This is a genomic window from Psychrobacter sp. 4Bb (assembly GCF_002836735.1).
Lineage (GTDB): Bacteria > Pseudomonadota > Gammaproteobacteria > Pseudomonadales > Moraxellaceae > Psychrobacter.
Genome location: NZ_PJAS01000076.1, coordinates 46,794 through 69,728, shown reverse-complemented (window position 1 = coordinate 69,728; position 22,935 = coordinate 46,794). Strand labels below are relative to the sequence as shown.

Below are 22,935 nucleotides of genomic sequence, written 5' to 3'. Positions count from 1 at the left end.
TATTGGCAGCCCTTTTTTGATAGCATCATTGTTTATCTTGTTATTTACCTTGATATACAGGCTTACGCTTCGCTATAAAGGCGCTAACCCCTTCGATAAAGTCATCGGTTTTTGCCATTACGGTCTGCTGCTCTACTTCCGTATCTAAAGCTGCGCTCAAACCAGCGAAGGCGTGAACATTGAAGCTCTCTTTCATAGCAGCCAACGCTTTGCCTGGCAGTTGGCTCAATCGTAGCGCCAATGCTTGGACGGTGGCGTCTAGCTCGTCAGCACTAACCACGTTGTTTACCAGATTTAAGCGTGCCATATCTTTTGCTTTTAGCTTATCACCTAGCATTACAAGCTCAGTGGCTTTTGCTGCACCTACCAATTGGTTTAATAAGTAAATACCACCTGCATCTGGAACTAGGCCGATATTAACGAACGCTTGTACAAACTTCGCATTGTCTGCGGCAATTCGGAAATCACAAGTAAGCGCCAAGTTCATGCCAGCACCTGCCACGGCACCTTCTAATTTGGCAATAATTGGCTTGTGAATATGACGTAATTTTAAGCTGACTTCGCCTGCACCTTCAACCATACCTCTTAATTTGTTTGAAACAATATCCTTGTCTAATCCTTCAGACAACATCTCTTTAATATCGCCACCGCTTGAGAAGTTACCACCAGCCCCTTGCAAAATAATTACCCGTACTTGATCATCTGCAGCCGCTTTATCTAGCGCTATCAAGACTTGGTTTTTTAAGGGCGTGCCAAAAGCGTTTAAGCTTTTTGGATCGTTAAAGGTAATGGTAGCAATGTGCTCTGCAACTTGATAATCGACGAGAGACTGTGACATTCGAGATTTCCTTATTTTAAATGACGGTTTTAATATTCTGTATCAATGACAATACTTTGAGATAAAGGTAAAAATGGTTCAATGCTGATTACTATAGCAGCTTGCTATGATTATAAAAGCGTGTTTTGTAGGCGCTTAAGACACATCTAAATACTGGTAAACTTTACTATTTTATCGTAAAAGCTGATGCTAGCTAATGAGACAAAACGACTGGCTCGTAAAAAGGCTATGACCTAAGGGGCTAATGGATTATGCTAATATGCCAGGTTGAGCGTAAAAGAGTCGTAAAAGACACAAGGGTACGCTCGAACTTTTCATTGATCAAACAAGGATGTGGTTATGCCAACTATCACTGTAAATAACGCTGATATTTATTACGAAGACAGCGCACCGAATGACATACAAAAGCCCGTTATCGTATTTGCTCACGGTCTACTGTGGAGCTCACAGATGTATGATAAGCAAGTAGAGCATTTTCAAACAGACTATCGTTGTATTGCTTTTGATTTTCGCGGGCAAGGTCAGTCGCAGGTTACTAAATCTGGCTATGATATGGAGACACTGACTGACGATACGCTTGGCTTGCTTGCAGCGCTTAGTATTGATAAATGTCACTTTGTTGGGCTATCTATGGGCGGGTTCGTGGCTCAACGTATCGCGCTCAAACGCCCTGAGTTGTTGTTGTCATTAACGCTGTTAGAAACCTCTGCTGACCCTGAAGATCCAAAAAATATCCCTCAGTATCGCAAGCTAGTGAAAGCGATTCGCTGGTTAGGTATGAAGCGTGTGAGTAATAAGGTGATGCCAATCATGTTTGGCAGTACGTTTCTGGCAGACAAACTGCGCAAATCTGACCGTAAGCAGTGGCTAACGATGCTACAAAGCAATCGCAAGGGCGGCGTGGTCAAAGCAACAATGGGTGTGATTGAGCGTACAGGTACTTATGAGCAGTTGGGTGAGATTACAACGCCGACACTGATTGTAGTAGGGGATGAAGATGCCGCCACGCCTTATGCCAAATCTGAACGCATGCATTTTGCTATCGCTGGGTCCAAGCTTGCTATTATCAAAGGTGCGGGTCATACATCGACAGTAGAAGAGCCTGATCAAGTGAACAAAGTACTTCGTCAGTTTTTGGAAAGTTATGCTTAATATAGATACTGTTCGAGAGCTTTAAAGCCTTATATCTATAGAAAATCCTAAGCAAATCTCTATATAAAAAAGCCGCTACCTGTATTTGATAGCGGCTTTTTGTATGGTGCAAGTTGTTAAATGGCAGACAGCCATCATCAGAGATGAAAGCTACATTCGTGAGCTGTATTGGCTATGTCCATCATCAATGGTGCCAAAGGCTTCTGCACGATTAACAATTTCAGTCGCCCAAGCACGGTGCGTCGCAGGCTCTAACATCGTATTATTGTACTTAAATACCGCTTTGGCCTCAGAGTGAAGGATCGCTTGTGCTTCATCCAGTGTACTCAATGGCACGCAATAAGCTTGCTGTACTAGGGCGATTTGGCTTGGATGAATGACAGTTTTGCCCACCATCCCTAAGCTGACATCTCGGTTTAGCTCTTGCATAAACAATGTCGGCTGGTCTAAATACTCAAATACTGGCGCGGTAAGATAAAAACCATGCGGCACAAAACAGCCCAGCATTTGATAAGCCAACGTACCGATAGGCGAGTCATAGACAATACTGTTTTTTGGGCGGCGTAAGCGCAATGCTGCAAATAAGTCATTACCGCCGATACGCAATGCAAAAACTGGCTGGCTAAATGCTTCTTTAAAAGCGATGGCAAGCTCCTGATTGTGATGCGGATTAAATAGCGCTGCGGTTTCGAGCGTTGGCATAAGTAGTTGATCTACTTTTAGGTTCTGACACGCCATGCGCCAGTTAGATAGGCTATACATATCAACTTTTGGCATAACGAAACCATCGATAAGGTCAATATGAGTATAGTCAGCCAGTTGCTGTAGCATCATTGGGCTACGTGGACGTATAAAGACCAGCGGACGCGTCGGATACTGGGCATGAATCTTTGCTGATTTAGATGGCGCATTAATGCTATTCACATGCTCAGCCCAAGTATTCAGGAGGGTTCGCAAACGCTCAAGCGCCAACTCTACATCCTGCTGACTGACCGCATCCTCTAGACAGATAATAATACTATTAATCGTCGGTAGTTTATCTCGCTTGATGACTTGCCAAATATCTTGGCGAGTCGCAGGCATGTACAAGCTAGCACCGAGCTGATATGGATGGTGCGTGTGCGGTTTGACCATCGCATGACGCTCAGTGATCAGATGCGCATAAGATTGGGTATCATTGTAAAGGTCTGACTCGGTTTTTAGCATATCTGACATAATTGGCATCATAAGTAGAGAGTATAAGAGAACGAAAAAGAAAGTATTTAATACCGTTAAATGTATTAAGTGTCTTGGGAGCGCTGCTTGATAAGCGTGATGGCTTGATAAGGCAGTATTTTATCACCTAATACACTGATAGTGATGTTTCGTTGCACACATAAATGGCGTAGCAATATGGTATCAGGGTGCTCAGCAGTGGCGAGCAATATACGCTCTGGATCACGGCGTAATATGGCACGTGTTGCCTCGGCAATAGTCGGCTTAATACGGTTGCGATTGATAATCTTATAGTCTGCGGCCAACGTCTCTATCAACGCCGCAGTCTGGTAGCGTGGCTGCTTGTAAGTCGGTAGATGCACTGGAGTAGTAGCCAATGATCGTCTCGCGGCATCGATATGCTCGACGAATGCCAAACTGTGATCTACCTCAATTAAATCATCATAAAAGACACTGCGATGCAGGCCTGATGACGGCTCTGTATACAAGCTACGTGAAATAAGCCCTGATACAGTGCTATTTAACAAACCCGACGGGATTAACCAATCTTCTTCACTTGCCGCCAGCCAAGCAACGCCAGCCGGATCGGCAAGAGTCAGTAGCGGAATGACGTCAGCGCCTTGATGAAAAATATTAGCAAAATTAACATGAGTAGAATCGCTAAACGTCTCTAAACTGCGAGCCAACTCTTGATATATGGCACCTTTACCTGTCCAGCCATCGACGAATATGACTGGACTGTTTGGATAAGCCTCTAGTAGCATTTGCAGGGCCACTGGATCAAGACCACGATCCCGAATGATACTGATGCCATAATGTACAGTTGGCAAGTAATAGCTACTGTCTGTATCCGACAGCGCACGCTGCAACAACACCCCAATTGGCAGACCAGCTCGCACCAAACTGACCAAAACCAGTGGGTGCTCATCACTCACATTCTGCTGAAAAACATGATGTAGCGTATGAGACAAATGAGCGATATCGGTCGCGGTCTTTGTTGACCCTTGCTCTAATGCTTGTATGTATAGCTGCTCATGCATTGCAGTAGGCGCTTGCTCTAAAGTCAACATGTCAGAGTAATGGCGTTGTCCGCTTTGGATAAGCGCTTCTTTTTGACTGACGGGCACATCGGCAACCGCGTCCTTATCTACCATATCGAGTAGGACAGTGACATCGCTTGCAAGATAGCTGCCTGAGCCATAGTTTTTTAAATCGGCTCTTTTTATCTGTATATTAGGTAAAGTCATAGTATGAATAGTAGCACTCTTGATGATAACAGTGGATTTGCGTGGCTGCAGTTTAAACTCGTGGTTTAGCCTGACAATTTAGACTGGTATTGCTCATGCAATTGGCCATGATTGGGCATACCGTACCAGTCCAATAACTGTAAGAAAGGCAGATCAGCTAAGCTATCACCAAAGCCAAAACTGGGACGCTGATGGTCTAAATGATGCTCTAATAAAAACTGTACCGCATGACGCTTATGAACAACATGGGGTAATATCGCTAGATTATTGGCATTCACATGTACATAGAAATCTTGATCAAAATCACGTATCAGAGTGGGCAGTTTCTCAGCTAAATCTACGAGCGCTTGATGATCTTTCTGCGCATGTTTGATAGCCAGATAAATGGTTAGCTCTTCATCAATAGAACCATTGTTAAAGCTATCGATATGCGGTGTAAATACTAAATGACTTTGCTCGCTTTGACTATGACTGGCAAACAATTGACTTAACTGATTAAGCTTATCTTGCAATGGCGCAAGCTTACTATACATATGCTGCTGCCAACTGCTCAGCAGCGCTCCGTCAGACGTTAAAATAATCGCTCCATGGGTCAATACTTGCCAACTATCAAATGGCAGTTTAACGCGTTTTATTTCACTACGATCCCGCGCCGTCACTACGATTAATTCAGTGCTGGCAAGTAGCCAGTTAAAAAAGATTGCTTGGCGCTGGCTCATAAAACTCAGTGGCTCGTCTTGTTTATTGACCGTCGCACAAACCAAAGTTTCACGCTCAGTAGTGGGTAAGTCCCATGCATCAATTTTACGCTGGGTTTGGAATAACGTGTCATCCAAATCCATCAAGGCATAAGGCTTAATAATGTCTGGGTTGGCTTTAAAAAATGGGATAGTCATGACGTCGTCCATAAACAGTAAGTATGAAAGTTAAAGAATGGTTTAAATTGTCGGACTTACCACCAACACATTATTCAAACCGCGCCACATCGCATCCACGCTATCAGCAGCTGTCTCCACACACAACACAATCAAGTCCCACTCGTCAGGGTCAACATTATAAGCAAAGTTGGTCATGCCCAGCCCATAATTATCATGAAAGCTCAGCATGGTAGTAATGGCGCCGCCAAGCGCAATCGGTGAACGGGTTAATGCACTAAAATTAACCATGTACGCTGTATCTCCGCTCAGTTTTTTAGACTCTATTTCAAGCCATTCAGCCAATAAAAATGGCAACCAAACAAACTCATTGCTACCCAATACTAAGATTCTTTTTGGTAGCTGAGTAACATCAAAGTTTTCTTGATCATTGAAGCATGTGAATGCAGCCTGAAAACTCGAAAGATAGTTAGCAAATCCCTTTGTACTGTCTAGCGTTGGAAATCGGCCCCAGTTGCCCGTATCACCGAGCGCCTGACTACCAGCGGCAGTAGTATCAACCGATGGCATCATAATGGGTTCAGGATTGGGGGCATCTGTCCATTGCCAAGCACCAGACAGTAAATGATGGCGATGAAACTCAATACCAGCGAGACGATCCGCCATACGTGCAGGCTTAGCATCTGACTGTGGATTAGGTTTTTCTTGATCTAATGACCAATCGACCAGTGTCGTCAGATGTACTTGCTCTAACTGGGTCAGTCCTGCTTCACGTAAGGCAGTGACGACATTAACACAGGTATTGCCCGTTGAGGCTTCATCATCGACCATAATCAGTGTTTTACTGGCCAGGAGCTGCGCTTGAGTAACGCTGTCTTTGCTCTGATAAATCAAATGCTGGCTGGCATGACTGTGATCTTCACAAAACGTTGTTAGCAAGGAGTCGGTACCATTTGGATCACTACTTTCATCGTGCTGTGCATGACGCGTAGAGTTTAATAGTAGCGCTTGAGGATAGCGCGTTTGTAGCGCTTGATGGACACCAGCAGATAGACCAACAGCGGTCTCTGCCATACCAATGACTAGCACTGGCTCAGGCAAGTCACTAGGCACTAAGTTAGCCAAATCAGTAAATGCCTCTCGCATGATGCTTGGCGCAACGGGAATATGACGACCTAGCACTTTTGAGACAAACAGAAACGCCCGCTTTGGATTGATACGCTGTGCAAATCCAAGTAAATCTTCTAACTGATAATGGTCGCGTTGTTCTGCACCATTTTTATTGGTGGCTGATTTATTAGTAGCTGAGTTGGTTTGATAAGTCAGATCTAGCGTACCACGGGGTAGGGTGATGGTCGTACTGTGTTGCTCATTTAACATTCATATTCCTTGGCGCTTTTAATTATATGTCGTCGTAGATTTTTAACCCTGACAGCCAACTAGCCATAAGGCACTGCGACTTTGCTTGCTTAGCTGAGGTGTGGTAAGAGGCGTAGCACTGGTCAAATCAGTCGTGTTCTCCAAACTTATACCAGCGCTCGCCAGTAGGGCAGATAATAACTGAAATTTCACTGCATAGTTCATATTTTGTGCATGTTCATGAACCAGACTGGATGTGACCATACCGATGACCTCTCCAGTTGGCAATAATAAAGGACTACCACTAGAACCGGGCTGAATGGGTGCGGTGAATTGTATATGACGGATATCGTTATTTAAACCTGTCAATCCTGATATACAGCCTTGGGTGACTTGCAGTTGGCTACTCAGTCCTGATAACGGAAACCCCAGTGTGGTAATGGTCTCACCCAATATATCAACACATTGCTGCGCCAATGGGAGGTAGCTAGGCAAAGGATCGCTAACTCTAATAATGGCTGAGTCGCTTCCGATATCGCTAAGTACAACTTGTGCCGCGCGATCAGGCTGACCTTGCTGACGTACGCCAACCATCGCTGCTGACTCAATTACATGATAGCAGGTCAACAGATGATAGGGATCAATAGCAAATGCTGTTCCTGTCCAAGTCTCGCCTGCTTGTACATGACAGGGAGGGCGAGCTTCGTTATTTAGTTGAATACGCTGCTGCTGTTGCGCTTCTTGAATAAGCGTATGTGTGCTAGGCGGACGAACATTCAGACTAACCTGTACATGATGCTCAAGGCTTGCTAAGCCTTGTGTTGATGCCTCACCAAGTGCCCGACACTTGAACTGTCCATTACGCTGATATATTTCTAATATAATCGCTGCTTTGACATGCCGCTCGTTCGTTGTGAAGTTATAGCGAATATCTCCGTTGTTGAGCGTGAGGCTTACGTCGTTTAACTCTACCGCTGGTAAGTTTAGGCTTGGCTCATGATAAACATAAGCAATCAGTTGTAAGAAACTAACGCCAAGCGTATCAAATAGCTGGGGTAAATCTAACTGCCATGTACTTGGATTATCCTTGTTATCGAGCTGAGCCCAGTCTTTAGACTCATGTAAATAAGCAGGACTACAAACTGCTTTACGATAGGCATCTAATGGCAACCACAATAGTCCAAGCTGCTGTCCAAATCCCAATGGTTTAGTAGTAGAAAATGCGATCGCACACTTTGTATTTTCGATAACCGTATTGGCTCCTAGCACTAATTCGACTTGCTTCGACATCACATTTCCTTAGTTTATTTGCGCGATTATAATTATTTTTATTGTTTAATGATTTTATCCTTGAGACTAAAGTCTGACTATACAAAGGTTTTTTATTTTATTTTGAACCTATTATTCTACAAAGAGAAAATGTTAATAGGTGTTTTAATATATAGTTAAGATTAATTGCATAATAGATATATCAAGATATATAGGTTTAAATAGTTTCGGAATTCCTTTTAATAATTAATTACTTTTAGAAAATAATGATGGGGGTTTATAGTCTAGCCATTTGTCGGTTAATGTAGCCACTTGTCGGACAAAGCCATATAGTGTATTGCTACAAAACAAGATTCCGGTGATAATACAATCAAAATCTATTGCTATTTAGTAACTCTACTGTGACCAAATGTTATCTGTAAAGTTTAAAAATAGTATCTGATTTAAAACTATTAATTCTAATCTTATTTTCAAGCTTGTTACTGTTTCTCGATTAATGAATTTCTAGTAGTTAGAGCACTTGTATGCTTAATAACTACAAAAATCGAAATTTCATCTACTGAAGATATTTCATTTCTTATAATATAAAAGATATACAAAAACTATTGTGTGGTTGATGTCTGAATATTTTTTATATTGTGAGAAAGTCAGTTGGTGGACCTTTGAAACGTTATTCACATTAGTTTATCTAGATAGCTTGATATAAGAAAGCGTAGCAGTATTTTAAGAAAAGGAGTGCTCTGTGAAATTCTCTTGTGCATTAGAAACGTCTTCTGAACGTATTCGTCTGGTCAATGTTATTTCGCCGCTTATCAAAGCAGGTTATCAGCTGGTCTCCCAAAAGCAAGAACCTTCAGAGAATGGTGGTAACATCATTCATGTGATCGCAAGAAGTCTAGGCTCTAAAACGCAAGCAGATCTAATCGATGACCTATCTTCAATTGAAGGCTGTACGCTTTTTAATCTAGAAATAGATGAAGAGGGCGGCTCGTCAGCTGCCCCTGCAAAAAAGACATTGGATGAGAAAAGCGTCTTATCAGCCATTGGTGCTTATTACCCTAAAATAGCAGATATTGTCAGCCAGTATGAAGATAGTTTACCTATTGAGCGACGTGTGACTGCATTGCAGGAATTGGGTCGTAAGGTTGGTGGCGGTATTTATCAACGTGATTATTCACTTGGTAGTCCACTGAAGATGCCTACTACGATCACTCGTGAGCTTGTGCCAGCACTAAAAGGCCTATCTAAAGTTAAAGCAAAAAACAATGTGATCTATTTAATCAAATGTCCGTTCTGTAAGTCGTCAGATCATACTCACTCAGGATGCCATTTTATTGTAGGTTATATAGAAGGCTTTTTGGCAAGCAACCCTGCTATAGATGTGGTTCAAGTTGAAGAGACTAACTGCGGCGCAGGCAGTACCAATATTTGCGAATTTACCATTGGGTAAAAATATTATGCATAGATAATTTCATGTCTATGCAAAAAAAATCAACGAGCGAATGACGCACCGTGTTGCAATAAAAGTAACGTTATTTGACTCAATTCTTATGATAGATAAAAGGCAAAAAAATGATGGAAGTTGAATATAACTTACTTTTGGTGTTGGTCTCATACGCCATTGCAGTATTTGGTTCTTATGTTGGCTTAAACCTTGCCATTCGAGTACCTTCTGCTAAGCCAGGAACAGATTTGTATTTTTGGGTAGCGCTATCATCGATTGCTATCGGTGGTGCGATTTGGTCTATGCATTATATCGGTATGATGGCAGTAGATATGAAGATGCCTGTGACTTATGACTTGGGGTTAACGATTGTCTCAATGCTACTAGCGATTTGTTTCGTTGCAGTCGGTATTGTCATCGTAGGTCGCGGTGAATCAAGCGTTGCTAAGTTAATCGGTGGCGGCGTACTTACTGGACTGGGTGTTGCAGCTATGCATTATACCGGTATGGCCTCTATGCAGATGGACGCTACCATGTCATACAATATACTGCTGCTTATCTTATCGATTGTGATTGCTATTGCAGCTGCTATCGCTGCGCTATGGTTGGCATTCAATCTACGTGGTACATTACAGCGTTTTGGTAGTGCCTTCATCATGGGTCTGGCAGTTTGTGGTATGCATTACACTGGGATAGCCGCGATGGAAATGACGATGACTGATCACTCAATGTCTATGGATTATACGCATGCAGGTGCCATATCTTCATCAATTATGATCTTCATCGGTTCAGCAATTGTATTAAGCTTACTATGGGTCATCGCTTCTAAAAACGCACCTAAGCAAGCGACACTAGCATTTGGCGAGTAATTTTAAACGCTCATTTTTAATACCAATTGAAAGTGAAAATAAAAAAGGGTTTTTAGATATTAATCTAAAAACCTTTTTTATGCCTATTCAAATCATTTGCTAAACACGTGCATGCTTAGCAGACTATTTATTCATCACCCTTTTCAATTTTCACACTCATCATAATAGAGCGTACTTGGCATGGTTCAATATGCTGAATATTGGTCTCTAAGTTAGGTCTCTCTGATAACCCCAACCAATAAGAAAATCCGACTTGCGTCAAATCAATCCCACTATGAGAGGTATAACCAATACCACCTGATGGACGACTATTGATCTCAAGAACACGGTGCTGACCGCTATCATCAGCTTTGGTTTGTACACTGACGATGCCATCACAGCCAAAAGCCCTAATCAGTGGGATTACGACATCCATGACAGACTGCTCATAACCAACGTGTTGTATTTTCCCTGTTTTATGACGAGTAACAGCAGCTAGGACTTCACCATATTCACAGACCACATCGATAGAGTATTCTTGCCCTGATAAATAAGGCATAAGCAGCATGGGAATAGGGCGCTCATGTACCATTTGACTGTTAGTATAGGCGTTCACAAATTGGGCTGTATTGATTTTTTTCTCTTCAGTGAAGTATAAGTGCTCAAAGCTATCGTACGTAGTACTATCTGCTTTACCCGTGTCTAGTCGCCAAAACCCTTGGGCAAAAATACCGACAACAGGTTTGACACATAGAGGTTGGTCACCATGCTCGGTGAGTAAAGCCTCAAGCTCCGCCGTATTATCAAAACGCCATGCGTCCGCCACTGGGATATTATGAGTGTGACAATGCTGCATAAAAGCAAACTTGTCATCGATTGATTCTAGTGCCGCTACGCTAGTTGCGCCTGTTAATAAACGAATACCCGCAGCGTCAAATTTCTCACGATGCGCTTCATAATCAATACTATTACGCCCAGTTAGTATTACTTTTACGTTATGCTTTTGAGCTTGCTCTAATACGAACTGCCAGCGTGGTATAGCAGTTTCGGTAGTCGTTTGGTCATCAGTATCTACGATCGAGTCAGATGGCTCGCGATAAATCATATCGGCGAATTCGAAAATCTCAGGCCTATCTTGACGGTGTGAAGCAATAACTTGAAAAGGGTTGTTTGAAGGACTGCTCGATTTGCTTTTTAGACTTTGTAAGCTCTCCAACATATCACGCTGGCTAGATTGGCCTTCAGCTAGCCACGCAGCCACTGGCATTGAAGTGTTACTATTGTCAGCAAGATTATTCATAATTCTCTCAGCGTTATCATTAGGTGTAGGGAAATGAGCAAGTCAATACTGCTACTGCAAATCTAGTAGTAATATTAGCAAAGGTATGCGGTTTGATAGGACGTATTATATACAAATGATATGCGTTATAAACGCCTCTGATAAAATAGTCATAGGAGTTTGTAAGGATGACTTGATCGCTTATATCACGATTGTCTGGTCCAAAAAAATCATAATATTCATGCTACTATATGACGACAGTCAGCATGACAATGACAACAGCATAATAAATAATCTAAAGGACGTATGATGAGTCAAAACCAACCTCAAAAACTAATTGCAGGTGCCAATGCGCCACTACCGACTGACAATATTAGCATTCGTATTTTAAGCCAAAATGCCATCGATTGTGCTGCTTATCGCCTGACTAATGACGGCAAAGTGCGCGGTGATGGTGACATGATATTTTATGGTCAGACACGTAGCGATGATGGTAGTGTTAGCTTCCGTGGTCATGACAGTGATGGTTTTTTTGATGTCAATTTGTCTGCACAGCCTGCAACTATTGAGAAAATTGCCCTAGCGTTTTCTAGTGCGCAAACACTGTCACAAGTTGGCGATGTGGACATTCAAGTCTTACAGGGTAGTCAAGTACTGATGACCTGTCAGCTGAGTAGCGCAGGCCGTAATGAAAAAGCCATTATATTGGCTGAATGCTATCGCAGACAAGGAAGCTGGAAATTTCGTTTTATTGCCCAAGGATTTGAGGGAGGGCTAAAGCCTTTATCTGAGCATTTTGGTGTGGAAATCGCTGATGAAGCGCCTGCCCAAAATCATAACCCTGCACAAAGCCAACCTCAACCTATCAACACGCAGCGACCAATCAATACGCAAAAAGCAGGCAACACGTCTCAAGCTAACAATCCGCCACCGATTCCTGCTAACCCTTCAATTAACTTAAGTAAAATAACCTTAACCAAAAACCAATCTAGCATTAATCTTAAAAAACGTGATGACTTTGGTAAAATTTCAGTCAATTTAGATTGGAACCAAGGCCCCCAAAGTGATAAATCAGCGCCTAAAAAAGGCATACTGGGAGATCTGTTTAAGCAGCATCAATCAAGCGGTATCGATTTAGATGTCGGCGCTATGATTCATCTAAAAAATGGTGAAAAAACCCTGATTCAAGCGTTGGGCAATCGCTTTGGTAGCTTGCAATCAGCGCCTTATGTTTGCTTACGTGCGGATGATAGAACGGGGCAGGTAAGCGGCGGTGAATGGCTAGATATTAACGGTCAGCAATGGTCACAGATTGAAGAAGTATTTATCTTTGCGTTTATTTACGAAGGCGCACCTAACTGGGAAAAAACCGATGGGGTTGTGACTATCCATGTCCCAGAGCAATCACCGATTGAGACACGTTTGACCGAAGGTGCTGGTAACTTACCGATGTGTGCCATTGCCCGTTTGGTCAATCAGCAGGGCAGTATTAATGTTGAGCGCATCAACCAGTATTTCAAAGGTCATCAAGAAATGGATAAGGCCTTTAACTGGGGCTTTAGCTGGAAGCGTGGACGTAAATAGTGTTTTTTAAGATCTAAATAATAAACATAAAGGAGCGGCCCAGCTATTGATGGATGGGCCGCTCTCTTTTGAAATAAACTATTTAACTAGATTGGTAATAATCCAGTTAAAGTCTAAAGTCAATTACGCATGCGGTGTGATAGCAGGCATTAAGTCGTGGAAGGTGCGGCCAGAAGCTGTCTCGCCAATCGCATGCATTTTCCATTCATTATTGTGACGATAAACTTTTGCCATTACCATTGCTGTGTGTCCACCTTGGGCAGATAAGTTATAACGTGCTACTTCACTATTGTTATTGGCATTAACGATACGGCAAAACGCATTTTCTACGGTCTCAAACGTTTGACCAGTAAAGCTATTGACCGTAAATACCAATGAAACCACATTAGCAGGTACTCTTGAGAGATCGACGTTGATGACTTCATCATCGCCATCACCGTCGCCAGTACGGTTGTCACCAGTATGCACGATACTGCCGTCTTTCGATTTTAGCTGACTGAACCAAATGGCATCGACTGCTTGCTTGTTAGCGTCGAACATAATGCATGAAGCATCTAAATCGATAGAGTCGCCGCCAGAACCGCCGCCGAATAATTTTCCTAAGAAGCCACCTTTTTTATCTTGTGGCCCTTGAGCGACATCCCAACCTAGACCCAATTTAACTTGAGTAAGCTCGCCACCAGCTTCTTTGCTTAGGGAGATTTTTTGACCTTTTTGAAGACTAACTGCCATGTGAGTATCCTTATAATAATTGTGAGTAAAACCGTTTAAAAATAACGCTAAAGAATGTTATAAATTGCGAAAGGCACTATAAGATATTGTCTAAAAAGCCACCACCGCCGCCACGTCCGCCTGAGCTAGTACCTAGGACGCTTTGTATCCAACCTTGATAACTGTCACGATTGCGCGAGCAAATAATGACTTTGCCACTTCCTGAGAAGTTCAGAACCATACCTTCGCCACTAGTGACAGAGTTAATAATATTGCTCATGATGCCTTTTTTCTTACTGGTCGAAACTGACAACTTGTATTCAAGATTCGAATCCCAGCAGACCACATGACCGTTATCAATAATGACGTCTTTATCTGGTGTGACATCAATCTCAAACAACGAGCCAAAACCAGATACCACGACTTGGCCTTGGCCTTGGGTCTGCATCACCATGAAACCGCCCGTATCACCAAACACTGCGCCGCCTAAATTGCGCTGAATATTGGCTCTGATATCGACACCAGTTTGGGCCGCGACAAACGCACCATCGCTGAGTGTATACTGTTGCTTGCCAACCTCTATGATTTGCATATCACCATCAAGCGTGGGCGCAAGCAAACAGTCGCCCTCACCATTGACCGCCTCAATCTGCTGTTGAAACAACGATTCATCGTTTGCAAAGCGGCGCATCAGTGACTGCATCAGGCCACCTTGTAGCTTACCTTTCAGCTCAAGATTGGACTCCATCATCACCATTGCATTGGCTTCACAATAAATTGAATCACCTTTTTTAAGATTACAATGCAAAAAAGGTTCAATAGTACCGATTAAACTGAATGTTGCGGCCATGGCTTGCAAATCCTTATTCTAATATCTTTGTTAAATGCTCTTAATATGTGCGTGTGCTTTTATATGCTATATAGCTTTTAATGATAAGCCAATTAAATTTAAAGCCATCAAATGCGTTAAAGGGGCACACTTGATGGCTCATTAGATCATAACCAGACATCTGATTATGATAATTGGCTTGCTAAACGTTTACGTTGGTTTTAACGTTAAACATTTACGCCATAAGAGGCTGCTAATGGTCCAAGACCACCGCTGAAGCCTTGACCAACCGCACGGAATTTCCAATCACCGCTGTGACGATATAATTCACCGAAAATCATCGCTGTTTCAGTGCTGCCATCTTCTGATAAGTCGTAACGAGCGATTTCAGATTCGCCATTGTCGTTTACAACGCGGATATAAGCATCACCAACTTGACCGAAATTTTGGTTACGTGCTTGGCCTTCATAGATGATGGCACAGATAGCTACTTTGTTGACGTCAGCTGGGATGCTCGCAAGATTGATTTTGATTTTCTCGTCATCGCCATCGCCTTCGCCAGTACGGTTATCACCAGTATGCTCAACAGCGCCGTTGTCTGATTTTAAGTTATTGAAAAAGATAAAGTCTTGGTCATTACGGACTTTGCCTGCTTCGTTAATCAAGAAACCGATTGCATCTAAATCAAACTCTTGGCCGTCAGTGGCACGTGGATCCCAGCCTAGACCGACTGTAATGTTAGTTAAACCTGGCGCTTCTTTTGATAAGTTTACGTTGCCGCCTTTTGTTAAGCTAATAGCCATACAAATATCCTTTGGATTAATAGTTAAGTGGATTGATTGATAAAAAATAAACTAAAAGTTGTGCAGTGACTGATATCTCAGAGCAAATAATAAAAACTTACCTGTATCCTATGCCCTGCATATCATTAGGTTTTACTATACTAAGCGTTTGCTCACTAAGCAAGGCGTATTTTGTGCGCTTACTATATGCTTACTAAGGGACATAATACTTCTGTATCTTTGATAATTTCTAATCAACTTAGCAATAGTCGTTAAGATATTGTTATGAAAAGTAATGTTTCATACAAAAGGGATTTAGCACAAAGGTAGCTTAGATAAAACAATCGCTTTAAAAAGCACCGACTGACTATATGGGCTTAGAACAAACTAACTCATGGCTTAGGTATGCTTCGCAGCTAGTATGAGAGCATGGCATTATATAAAAAACCTATTTAGATAAATATACATGTATCTCTTATTCTGCAAAAACCGACCAGCCAGTTTTTTGTACGAAGCGCTCTAGTGCTTTTAGTCCAAGCTTAGAGTTACCTACATGATCAAGCCCTGGTGACCAGACAGCGATAGAACCTTTACCAGGTGCTATCGTCAAAATACCGCCACCAACACCACTTTTGCCTGGTAAGCCCACGCGGTAAGCAAATTCGCCAGAGCCATCATAATGACCACACATCATCATCAATGAGTTAATACGGCGTGCTCTTTTTTCATTGATTACACGTACTCCTGAGTGTTTATCAACTCCGTTAGACACTAAATAAAGACCGGCGCTGGCCAACTGTTGGCAGTTCATTGCAATTGAGCACTGATGAAAATACGTACCTAATACATTGTCCACATCGTGTCTTAAACGACCAAAGGATTTCATAAAGTGCGCCAGAGAGGCATTTCGGTCCTTGTGCGCCATCTCAGAAGCCGCTACTTTATGATCAAAGCGAATTGACTCATCATCTGCAATGAGGTGGACAAACTGCAGAATTTCACCCAGTGTTTCTTTGGGTTTATGCCCCATCATAATAGCATCCACCACGGCAATGGCACCAGCATTGATAAATGGGTTGCGCGGTCGACCAGACTCATGCTCGAGCATCACAATTGAATTAAAAGGATCGCCAGATGGTTCACGCCCGACGTGTGTCCAAAGTGTATCGCCTAGCTTGCCAAGACCAATGGTTAAGGTAAATACCTTAGAGATACTTTGGATGGAAAACAGAGTGCTTGCATCACCTGCTGTATACATATGCCCATCAGGAGTCGCTACGGCTATACCGAACTGATTAGGATCAATATGAGCCAGTTGCGGGATATAATCTGCTACTTTGCCGCGGTCAGTTTCTCTTGCCATCTCTGCAGCAATATCATCAAGAATTTTTTGCATATCGTTTATAGGGTCTTATTTCGACAAGTTATTTAAGGACGAGGATTTTAACTGAAGATAGGGTAATAGTAACAGGGCAAACGTAGTTTTAACCATTGATTGTCTCAATTATGGGTCATTTCGATATCTTGGGGCTTCAATATGACCTAATAGTAAGGCAAAAATAGTGTGAAAAAAAACAGGCCATACCTGATGATATGACCTGTTTAGATGTATAACTAGATACAGACTACACTGAGAACACGCTTTAGTTTAGGCTTGCTTTTTCAGCTTTACGATGCTGAAGTGACGCTAGCAGCGCCCAACCAATAAAGGCAATACCAATCAGACCAGTGATAATCTCTGGCACATGGAACTTCACTGACAATAGCATAATCAGTGCCAATGCGCCGATTGCATAATGTGCGCCATGCTCAAGATAGATGAACTCGTCAAGCGTGCCTTTGTCTACCAAGAAGATAGTCATAGAACGTACGAACATCGCACCAATCGCAAGACCTAACATGATAACAATCACGTCATTAGTAATTGCAAATGCGCCAATCACACCATCGAAACTGAATGAGGCATCTAGGACTTCTAAGTATAAGAAACCAATGATACCACCTTTCATAATGGCACTGGTCGCCGCAGCGCCCGAACCATTTTCTTCGTTTTCTAGGTCTTCTTCCAGATCGCCCTCAAGCATACCCGATACAACCTGTACGCCCAGATAAACCAAGATACCCCAAACACCTGCGATTAGGACAGCGCTTGACTGCTCTGCATTGGCCCATGATACCGCGATCATCAAGACGATAAGCGCTACAAATACGCTCATAGCATCGACTTTACCTAGCTTGGCTAAACGGCTCTCAAGCCAGTCAAACCAATGTACTTCTTTGTCATCAAAAATAAAGTTCAAGAATACCAATAGTAAGAAGATACCACCGAATGCTGAGATTTCTGCATGGTGTGCCATCAGTCTTGCTGAGTACTCTTCAGGGCTATATAAAGCCAAGTTGATAACTTCCATCATACCAAGGTCAGCAGTAACCGCGACGATGACAATAGGGAAGACCAATCGCATACCGAATACGGCGATTAGGATACCAACGGTTAAAAATATCTTTTTCCAAAATTCGTCCCAGCCCTTAAGGACTGAAGCATTGACCACCGCATTATCAAAAGATAATGAAATCTCCATGACGGCCAAAATAGCGGTAATGGAAAGAGTGGCTATCATGCCACCCATACCGCCATGTGAATATCCCCACCATGCTGCTATTGCCAAAGCAATTGCGGTGAAGATAAAGTCTAAATAAAAATGTCTCATGACACATCCTGTATGGTTGCGTAAAGCTAAGGTCTACCTAGTATAGGCATGAACCGCAAAAAAGCGGTTAGTACTAACCACTTTTTATGCATAATTTTAAACGAAACGTAAAGCATTACTAGTCATTTGGCCATTAAAAATTGTGACTATTTGCAACGATGGCGGTTTGCTATTTTGGACGTGATGACAGTGACTAATAACAGACTAAATACCAGTAAATAATGGTTTTAGATATCAACACCGTATTGCTGACACATCGCTTGCAAGCCGCCCGAGTAGCCTTGACCAACAGCACGGAATTTCCATTCGCCGTTGTGACGATATACTTCGCCAAACACCATCGCTGTCTCTACAGAGTAGTCTTCTGCTAGATCAAAACGTACGACTTCAGTGCCAGTCTCTTCGTTAACGACACGGATAAAGGCGTTTGCGACCTGACCAAAGTTCTGGCTACGCGCAGCCGCGTCATGAATAGTCACTGTCACGACTACTTTATCTACGTCTGCAGGTACTTGAGTGAGATTTACTTTGATAACTTCATCATCACCGTCGCCTTCGCCAGTACGGTTGTCACCAGTATGCTCGACAGCGCCATTGTCAGACTTCAGCTGATTATAAAAGATGAAGTCATGATCGCCGCGCACTTTACCCGCGCCATTTAGCAAAAATACGCTAGCATCAAGGTCGAACTCAGCACCAGAAGTGGCACGCTCATCCCAACCAAGACCGATAAGTAGCTTGGTTAAATTTGGGTCAGTTTTCGTTAGCGATAAATTACCGCCTTTATTAAGTGATAAAGCCATGGTGTTATCCTTTTTATTAGACGTTAGTGGTTTTATAAAGTCATCGAAAAAAGGCGATGCTTACGCAATAACTGCGCAAATCCATCGCCTAGTAACGCTCTATCATAGCAACAAAAAATGACCCAATCAAAGCTGATTGGGTCATTGTTATATTTCATATACATTCGGCAAAAAACAGAAGTTTCAGGTACTTATATTGCCCTTATAAATCTATAGTCTTATTTATCAAAATCCTGTTTACGGACTTTAGATTCTAAACTGTAAATTTAAGACTTCGAATTATAGACTTTGACGATGACGAATCTCAAAGCTTTGATGAATCGGCTTTTTAATATTGAAATCAAAACCAATGGTCTTTTGGGTGATATCAATGATGTCATAACGCTGAGTCAGCTGTTCATCCAATTCAAAACGCGTAAAGTTGTTCGAAAAGTACAAAACGCCATCAGAGGTGAGACGGTTCATTGCACGATTAATCAGTGCAGCATGGTCACGCTGTACATCAAAAGTACCTTGAAACTTCTTAGAGTTTGAGAAGGTCGGTGGGTCAATAAAGATAACATCGAACTGTTCGGTATTGTCTTTAATCCACTCAAAGATATCGGCAGCAACGAACTGGTACTTATTGCGACTAACGTCCAAACCGTTCAAGACAAAGTTTTGTTTGCCCCAATCTAGATAGTTCTGTGACAAGTCAACGCTAGTGACCTTCTTCGCACCAGCAAGCGCTGCATGCACACTTGCGGTACAAGTATAAGCAAACAGGTTAAGTACTGCTTTACCGTGGCTGTTGTCCTTGATACGAGCACGCATATTACGGTGATCGATAAACAGACCAGTATCTAAGTAATCTGTAAAGTTGACATACAGGTAGGCACCATCTTCGCGCGCAACATGAAACTTGCCACGTTTTTCTGTGGTGTTCTGCTTGCTGTACTGATCGTTACCAGACTGACGAGCACGCGTTTTGATAAAGATCTGTTCACGGTTAATATCAAAGACTTCACGGATACCCATCAATGCCAAGTTAAAGCGTTTCTTTGCAGTTTCAGGTGGGATGGTCTTTGGCGGCGCATATTCTTGCACATGCGCATAATCACCGTACAAGTCGATCGCGACTTTGAAATCAGGTAAATCAGCATCGTAAACACGAACGTTGCTTACATTGTCTTTTTTGGCCAGTTTCTTGAGCTTAGCAAGGTTTTTTTGCAGACGATTAATAAAGTCTTGACCATCTTCTACTTCAATCTCGCGTTTCTCAAAACGACTAACAAGATTGCCCGTTTGTCCAGCGATAAGCGTTCCGTAGCGGAAATAGACGGTGATAGCACCATTATGACAGCGTAAAGTTTTTGGTTCTTTAATCGGTAGAATATCTACTTGTTCGACATGAGAGGCCAATATGCCAAGCATCGGGTCAATGCCACTACCGGCAAAGCTGTCTTGCAATATCAGCCCAATTGCTTGATACAACGGCTTAATCATTTCTTCATCACCCAAACGCTCACCATACGGTGGGTTGGTAATGACCAAAGGATTGCTCAATCGACCATCATTGACTAATGGCTTGAGCACGTTACTAAGTTGGTCAAGCGCACGATGTTCGATATCGAGTAGCGGTAAAAGGTCTTGTAAACCTGCGGCAATAAGGTTTTTCTCTGTAGCAAGAATCGCACCACTATCAGCATCAAAGCCCAGCATAAGCGGCAATGTATCAGGCTGCTCATTGGCAATCTCTAATGCTTCACGGAAACGTGTTTGAGCATCATCGATCATTTCTTGCCATAACGTCTCGTCATGATGCTGCCACTGATAAAAACCAAATTGATTGGCAGCTTTGTCGATACCCACGGCATAGTCGCAATGCATCAATAGCGCTTCGATAAGGAAAGTTCCAGAGCCGCACATTGGGTCAATTAACGCATTATAGAAAGGTGCATCGCCAGCTTCATTTTTCTTGTGCCAACCAGAACTATAAAGTAGGGCAGCTGCTAAGTTTTCTTTTAATGGTGCTTCTGTCATAGCCACACGGTAACCACGGCGATGCAAACTGGTACCTGATAAATCTAAATACAACTCAGCTTGCTTATCATTGATGGTTGCAAAAACAGAGAAGTCTGGGTTTTTGCTATCGACGTTAGGACGGCTATCGTAAACTTCGTTAAACGTATCGGCAATCGCATCTTTAATACGTAGCATGGCAAACTGCTGACTGACGGCGACACGCTTATCGACAGACAGACGGATAGCAAAGGTTTGCTCTAGGCTAAACTGCTCAGTCCAATTGACCGATTTTGCCAAGCCATATAGCTGCTCCGCAACGTCATATTCTGCATTGATGTTTTTACGTTTAATCAGCATCAATACCCGCGAGGCCACGCGTGACCATAGGCAAATAGTATATAGCTCACGCAAGCCACCAGTTACGGCTAGACGGCCGGTACTTTTGATTTCGCTGTCAATGCCAAAGCTGGTTAGCTCAGTCTGCAGTGGTGCCTCAAGCCCATCGGCACAGGTAATAATAAGATCAAGCGACAACTCTGGTGAAGCTGCTGTTAGAGATGCGGGCGCGGTTTGTTCGGTCATACGGGTACCTGTGGGCTAAATTGACAAAAAAGCAAATAATAAGATAATCGGTGTAACCGGCAATTTTACCATAATTCACAGTAGGATGGTTCAAAGTAGCCGTGTTTAAGATTTTAAGATGCGATAGTCAAATACGGGAAAACAAATTCTCTACTCACCTTTCGTCAGTGGTAATTCCTCTGGGACGATTTGAGTAGTGGTTGCAAAGGGTTTAGTCGCGATAGGGTAGTCAACATCTTTTGGCATCAGCAATCGCATATGCGGATAGGGCGTAGAAATGTTGGCAGCATCAAACGCGATTTTAATCTCTTCTTGCAGCACTTCTTTAATTTTGGGTATGCGGGCAACGGCTGCTGGTTTGACCCAAAAACGTACGATAAAGAACACCCCGTACTCACCAATTTCTGCCACAGTAGCTGAGGTCTCAGGACGATTAAGCACCGCATCGGTATCGCTGAGTACTTGCAAGATTTCCTTGCGAGCTGTCTCAATATCATCTTCGAATGCGATACGTACACGAATATCAAAACGGATAAAGTTTTTGGAAGTTAGGTTGATGACTTCTGATGAGGCAACGTTGGAGTTTGGGATAATGACAGTAATATTGTCTCGAGTGAGGATATGAGTGGTGCGCAAGGCGATAAGTACCACCCGCCCTTCATTATCATTGATATGAATCCAATCACCGACTTGAAAAGACTGCTCAAGCAGAATGGTGATACCAGCGATAAAATTAGCAAGGGTAGACTGAGCGGCGAAACCAACCGCCAAACCAACAATACCTAAACCCGCCACTAACGATACGATGTCAAAACCAAATTGCGCCATGACGCTGGCAAGCCCGAGTACCAGTAGTAGTACAGATAAAATATTTTTGAGTAGCTGCTCTATGGAAGCATTGAGACCATAATGCTGTAGGACTCTGTGAATGATTTGTCCTGATGATGCCCAAAGTACGTAATAGATACCTGCCCAAGTGCTTGCCTTCGCGGTGGCTTTGATGGTCTCTGGTTCAAAGTTTATCTGACTCATAATCGCTATCAGACTGGCGACAATCCAGACATAGCGCAAAACTGAACGGATAATCTTGGTGCGGCGATCATTTAAACGAATTTTGGCTCTGCTTTGCTTGAGAATATAATTGGCCAACCAATAAAAAAATCCCAATACCGCAAGCAGTATTAGGATCTTTATGCCAGTGCTAGCAAGCTCTACTGCTTGAGAAGACCAATTGAGCGACTCTTCATCTATAGATCCGCCAAGCGCAAGGTAGAGACTAGTATGTAGGTCACGAATGATTTCTTTAAAAAAGTCGGTAACACTAGCGATTGACATTGCTTCGTCCATGCAGGGTGTGTGTATACAAGGTTTGATAAATGAGGTGTCCGGTCACACGTCACCTC

Annotated in this window: 19 protein-coding genes; 4 read left to right on the top strand and 15 right to left on the bottom strand. The window is 42.7% G+C overall.

All coding sequences use genetic code 11. The annotated features are described in order from the left end of the window. Positions 1 to 40: 40 nt before the first annotated feature. Positions 41 to 838, bottom strand: coding sequence for an enoyl-CoA hydratase/isomerase family protein (locus tag CXF60_RS13580; protein ID WP_102092350.1), 798 nt, complete (start codon positions 836 to 838; stop codon positions 41 to 43). Positions 839 to 1,177: 339 nt separating this feature from the next. On the opposite strand from CXF60_RS13580, the gene CXF60_RS13575 reads away from it, so the two are divergent. Beyond that, the gene (locus tag CXF60_RS13575; protein WP_102092349.1) at positions 1,178 to 1,990 is read left to right on the top strand and encodes an alpha/beta fold hydrolase; all 813 of its coding nucleotides are present in this window, start codon (positions 1,178 to 1,180) and stop codon (positions 1,988 to 1,990) included. A gap of 150 nt (positions 1,991 to 2,140) precedes the next feature. On the opposite strand, the gene CXF60_RS13570 is transcribed toward CXF60_RS13575, so the two are convergent. The 5 genes from CXF60_RS13570 to CXF60_RS13550 all read right to left on the bottom strand — a co-directional run bounded on the left by CXF60_RS13570 (position 2,141) and on the right by CXF60_RS13550 (position 7,976). Next, positions 2,141 to 3,205, bottom strand: coding sequence for an HpcH/HpaI aldolase/citrate lyase family protein (locus CXF60_RS13570; protein ID WP_228707149.1), 1,065 nt, complete (start codon positions 3,203 to 3,205; stop codon positions 2,141 to 2,143). Positions 3,206 to 3,270: 65 nt separating this feature from the next. Then, a complete protein-coding gene (locus CXF60_RS13565; protein WP_102092348.1) occupies positions 3,271 to 4,452 on the bottom strand; it encodes a cysteine protease StiP domain-containing protein in 1,182 nt (393 codons plus the stop codon). A gap of 65 nt (positions 4,453 to 4,517) precedes the next feature. Beyond that, complete coding sequence (locus CXF60_RS13560) at positions 4,518 to 5,348, bottom strand: HAD hydrolase family protein (RefSeq protein WP_102092347.1); 831 nt, start codon at positions 5,346 to 5,348, stop codon at positions 4,518 to 4,520. A gap of 42 nt (positions 5,349 to 5,390) precedes the next feature. Continuing rightward, positions 5,391 to 6,707 carry a phosphoribosyltransferase domain-containing protein gene (locus tag CXF60_RS13555; RefSeq protein WP_102092346.1) on the bottom strand — a complete coding sequence of 439 codons (1,317 nt, stop codon included), beginning with the start codon at positions 6,705 to 6,707 and terminating at the stop codon, positions 5,391 to 5,393. Between the two features lie 42 nt (positions 6,708 to 6,749). Further along, on the bottom strand, positions 6,750 to 7,976 hold the full coding sequence (locus CXF60_RS13550; RefSeq protein ID WP_102092345.1) for a trypsin-like peptidase domain-containing protein: 1,227 nt from the start codon (positions 7,974 to 7,976) through the stop codon (positions 6,750 to 6,752). 721 nt (positions 7,977 to 8,697) lie between these two features. On the opposite strand from CXF60_RS13550, the gene CXF60_RS13545 reads away from it, so the two are divergent. Next, the gene (locus tag CXF60_RS13545; RefSeq protein WP_102092344.1) at positions 8,698 to 9,405 is read left to right on the top strand and encodes a hypothetical protein; all 708 of its coding nucleotides are present in this window, start codon (positions 8,698 to 8,700) and stop codon (positions 9,403 to 9,405) included. Positions 9,406 to 9,527: 122 nt separating this feature from the next. Continuing rightward, a complete protein-coding gene (locus CXF60_RS13540) occupies positions 9,528 to 10,268 on the top strand; it encodes an MHYT domain-containing protein (protein ID WP_102092343.1) in 741 nt (246 codons plus the stop codon). A gap of 127 nt (positions 10,269 to 10,395) precedes the next feature. Here the strand turns inward: CXF60_RS13540 and CXF60_RS13535 are convergent, their stop codons facing one another. Then, positions 10,396 to 11,547 carry an ATP-grasp domain-containing protein gene (locus tag CXF60_RS13535; RefSeq protein WP_102092342.1) on the bottom strand — a complete coding sequence of 384 codons (1,152 nt, stop codon included), beginning with the start codon at positions 11,545 to 11,547 and terminating at the stop codon, positions 10,396 to 10,398. A 288-nt stretch (positions 11,548 to 11,835) separates the two neighbouring features. On the opposite strand from CXF60_RS13535, the gene CXF60_RS13530 reads away from it, so the two are divergent. Next, positions 11,836 to 13,110 (top strand): TerD family protein, encoded by a 1,275-nt coding sequence (locus CXF60_RS13530; RefSeq protein ID WP_102092341.1) that lies wholly within the window; start codon positions 11,836 to 11,838, stop codon positions 13,108 to 13,110. Positions 13,111 to 13,233: 123 nt separating this feature from the next. Here CXF60_RS13530 and CXF60_RS13525 read toward each other — a convergent pair whose 3' ends face one another. The 8 genes from CXF60_RS13525 to CXF60_RS13490 form a co-directional block, all read right to left on the bottom strand. Next, a complete protein-coding gene (locus CXF60_RS13525) occupies positions 13,234 to 13,842 on the bottom strand; it encodes a TerD family protein (protein WP_057760836.1) in 609 nt (202 codons plus the stop codon). Between the two features lie 76 nt (positions 13,843 to 13,918). After that, entirely contained in the window at positions 13,919 to 14,671 is a 753-nt protein-coding gene (locus tag CXF60_RS13520) for a TIGR00266 family protein (RefSeq protein ID WP_102092340.1), read from the bottom strand. Positions 14,672 to 14,877: 206 nt separating this feature from the next. Continuing rightward, the gene (locus CXF60_RS13515) at positions 14,878 to 15,453 is read right to left on the bottom strand and encodes a TerD family protein (protein WP_057760832.1); all 576 of its coding nucleotides are present in this window, start codon (positions 15,451 to 15,453) and stop codon (positions 14,878 to 14,880) included. 454 nt (positions 15,454 to 15,907) lie between these two features. Next, entirely contained in the window at positions 15,908 to 16,828 is a 921-nt protein-coding gene (locus CXF60_RS13510; RefSeq protein ID WP_102092339.1) for a glutaminase, read from the bottom strand. A 247-nt stretch (positions 16,829 to 17,075) separates the two neighbouring features. Then, positions 17,076 to 18,143 carry a DUF475 domain-containing protein gene (locus CXF60_RS13505; RefSeq protein ID WP_057760827.1) on the bottom strand — a complete coding sequence of 356 codons (1,068 nt, stop codon included), beginning with the start codon at positions 18,141 to 18,143 and terminating at the stop codon, positions 17,076 to 17,078. Positions 18,144 to 18,370: 227 nt separating this feature from the next. After that, on the bottom strand, positions 18,371 to 18,946 hold the full coding sequence (locus CXF60_RS13500; protein ID WP_057760825.1) for a TerD family protein: 576 nt from the start codon (positions 18,944 to 18,946) through the stop codon (positions 18,371 to 18,373). A 279-nt stretch (positions 18,947 to 19,225) separates the two neighbouring features. Beyond that, positions 19,226 to 21,532 carry a bifunctional 23S rRNA (guanine(2069)-N(7))-methyltransferase RlmK/23S rRNA (guanine(2445)-N(2))-methyltransferase RlmL gene (gene rlmKL / locus CXF60_RS13495; protein ID WP_102092338.1) on the bottom strand — a complete coding sequence of 769 codons (2,307 nt, stop codon included), beginning with the start codon at positions 21,530 to 21,532 and terminating at the stop codon, positions 19,226 to 19,228. A 150-nt stretch (positions 21,533 to 21,682) separates the two neighbouring features. After that, on the bottom strand, positions 21,683 to 22,867 hold the full coding sequence (locus CXF60_RS13490) for a mechanosensitive ion channel family protein (RefSeq protein ID WP_180958158.1): 1,185 nt from the start codon (positions 22,865 to 22,867) through the stop codon (positions 21,683 to 21,685). Between the last annotated feature and the right edge of the window lie 68 nt (positions 22,868 to 22,935).

Excerpts from the sequence above, each read along its gene's own strand:
- CXF60_RS13490 (WP_180958158.1), bottom strand. The coding sequence starts at position 22,867 with ATGTCAATCGCTAGTGTTACCGACTTTTTTAAAGAAATCATTCGTGAC.
- CXF60_RS13555 (WP_102092346.1), bottom strand. The coding sequence starts at position 6,707 with ATGTTAAATGAGCAACACAGTACGACCATCACCCTACCCCGTGGTACG.
- CXF60_RS13570 (WP_228707149.1), bottom strand. The coding sequence starts at position 3,205 with ATGTCAGATATGCTAAAAACCGAGTCAGACCTTTACAATGATACCCAA.
- CXF60_RS13550 (WP_102092345.1), bottom strand. The coding sequence starts at position 7,976 with ATGTCGAAGCAAGTCGAATTAGTGCTAGGAGCCAATACGGTTATCGAA.
- CXF60_RS13510 (WP_102092339.1), bottom strand. The coding sequence starts at position 16,828 with ATGCAAAAAATTCTTGATGATATTGCTGCAGAGATGGCAAGAGAAACT.
- CXF60_RS13500 (WP_057760825.1), bottom strand. The coding sequence starts at position 18,946 with ATGGCTTTATCACTTAATAAAGGCGGTAATTTATCGCTAACGAAAACT.
- CXF60_RS13535 (WP_102092342.1), bottom strand. The coding sequence starts at position 11,547 with ATGAATAATCTTGCTGACAATAGTAACACTTCAATGCCAGTGGCTGCG.
- CXF60_RS13575 (WP_102092349.1), top strand. The coding sequence starts at position 1,178 with ATGCCAACTATCACTGTAAATAACGCTGATATTTATTACGAAGACAGC.
- CXF60_RS13515 (WP_057760832.1), bottom strand. The coding sequence starts at position 15,453 with ATGGCTATTAGCTTAACAAAAGGCGGCAACGTAAACTTATCAAAAGAA.
- CXF60_RS13505 (WP_057760827.1), bottom strand. The coding sequence starts at position 18,143 with ATGAGACATTTTTATTTAGACTTTATCTTCACCGCAATTGCTTTGGCA.
- CXF60_RS13525 (WP_057760836.1), bottom strand. The coding sequence starts at position 13,842 with ATGGCAGTTAGTCTTCAAAAAGGTCAAAAAATCTCCCTAAGCAAAGAA.
- CXF60_RS13530 (WP_102092341.1), top strand. The coding sequence starts at position 11,836 with ATGAGTCAAAACCAACCTCAAAAACTAATTGCAGGTGCCAATGCGCCA.
- CXF60_RS13580 (WP_102092350.1), bottom strand. The coding sequence starts at position 838 with ATGTCACAGTCTCTCGTCGATTATCAAGTTGCAGAGCACATTGCTACC.
- rlmKL (WP_102092338.1), bottom strand. The coding sequence starts at position 21,532 with ATGACCGAACAAACCGCGCCCGCATCTCTAACAGCAGCTTCACCAGAG.
- CXF60_RS13560 (WP_102092347.1), bottom strand. The coding sequence starts at position 5,348 with ATGACTATCCCATTTTTTAAAGCCAACCCAGACATTATTAAGCCTTAT.
- CXF60_RS13565 (WP_102092348.1), bottom strand. The coding sequence starts at position 4,452 with ATGACTTTACCTAATATACAGATAAAAAGAGCCGATTTAAAAAACTAT.
- CXF60_RS13540 (WP_102092343.1), top strand. The coding sequence starts at position 9,528 with ATGATGGAAGTTGAATATAACTTACTTTTGGTGTTGGTCTCATACGCC.
- CXF60_RS13520 (WP_102092340.1), bottom strand. The coding sequence starts at position 14,671 with ATGGCCGCAACATTCAGTTTAATCGGTACTATTGAACCTTTTTTGCAT.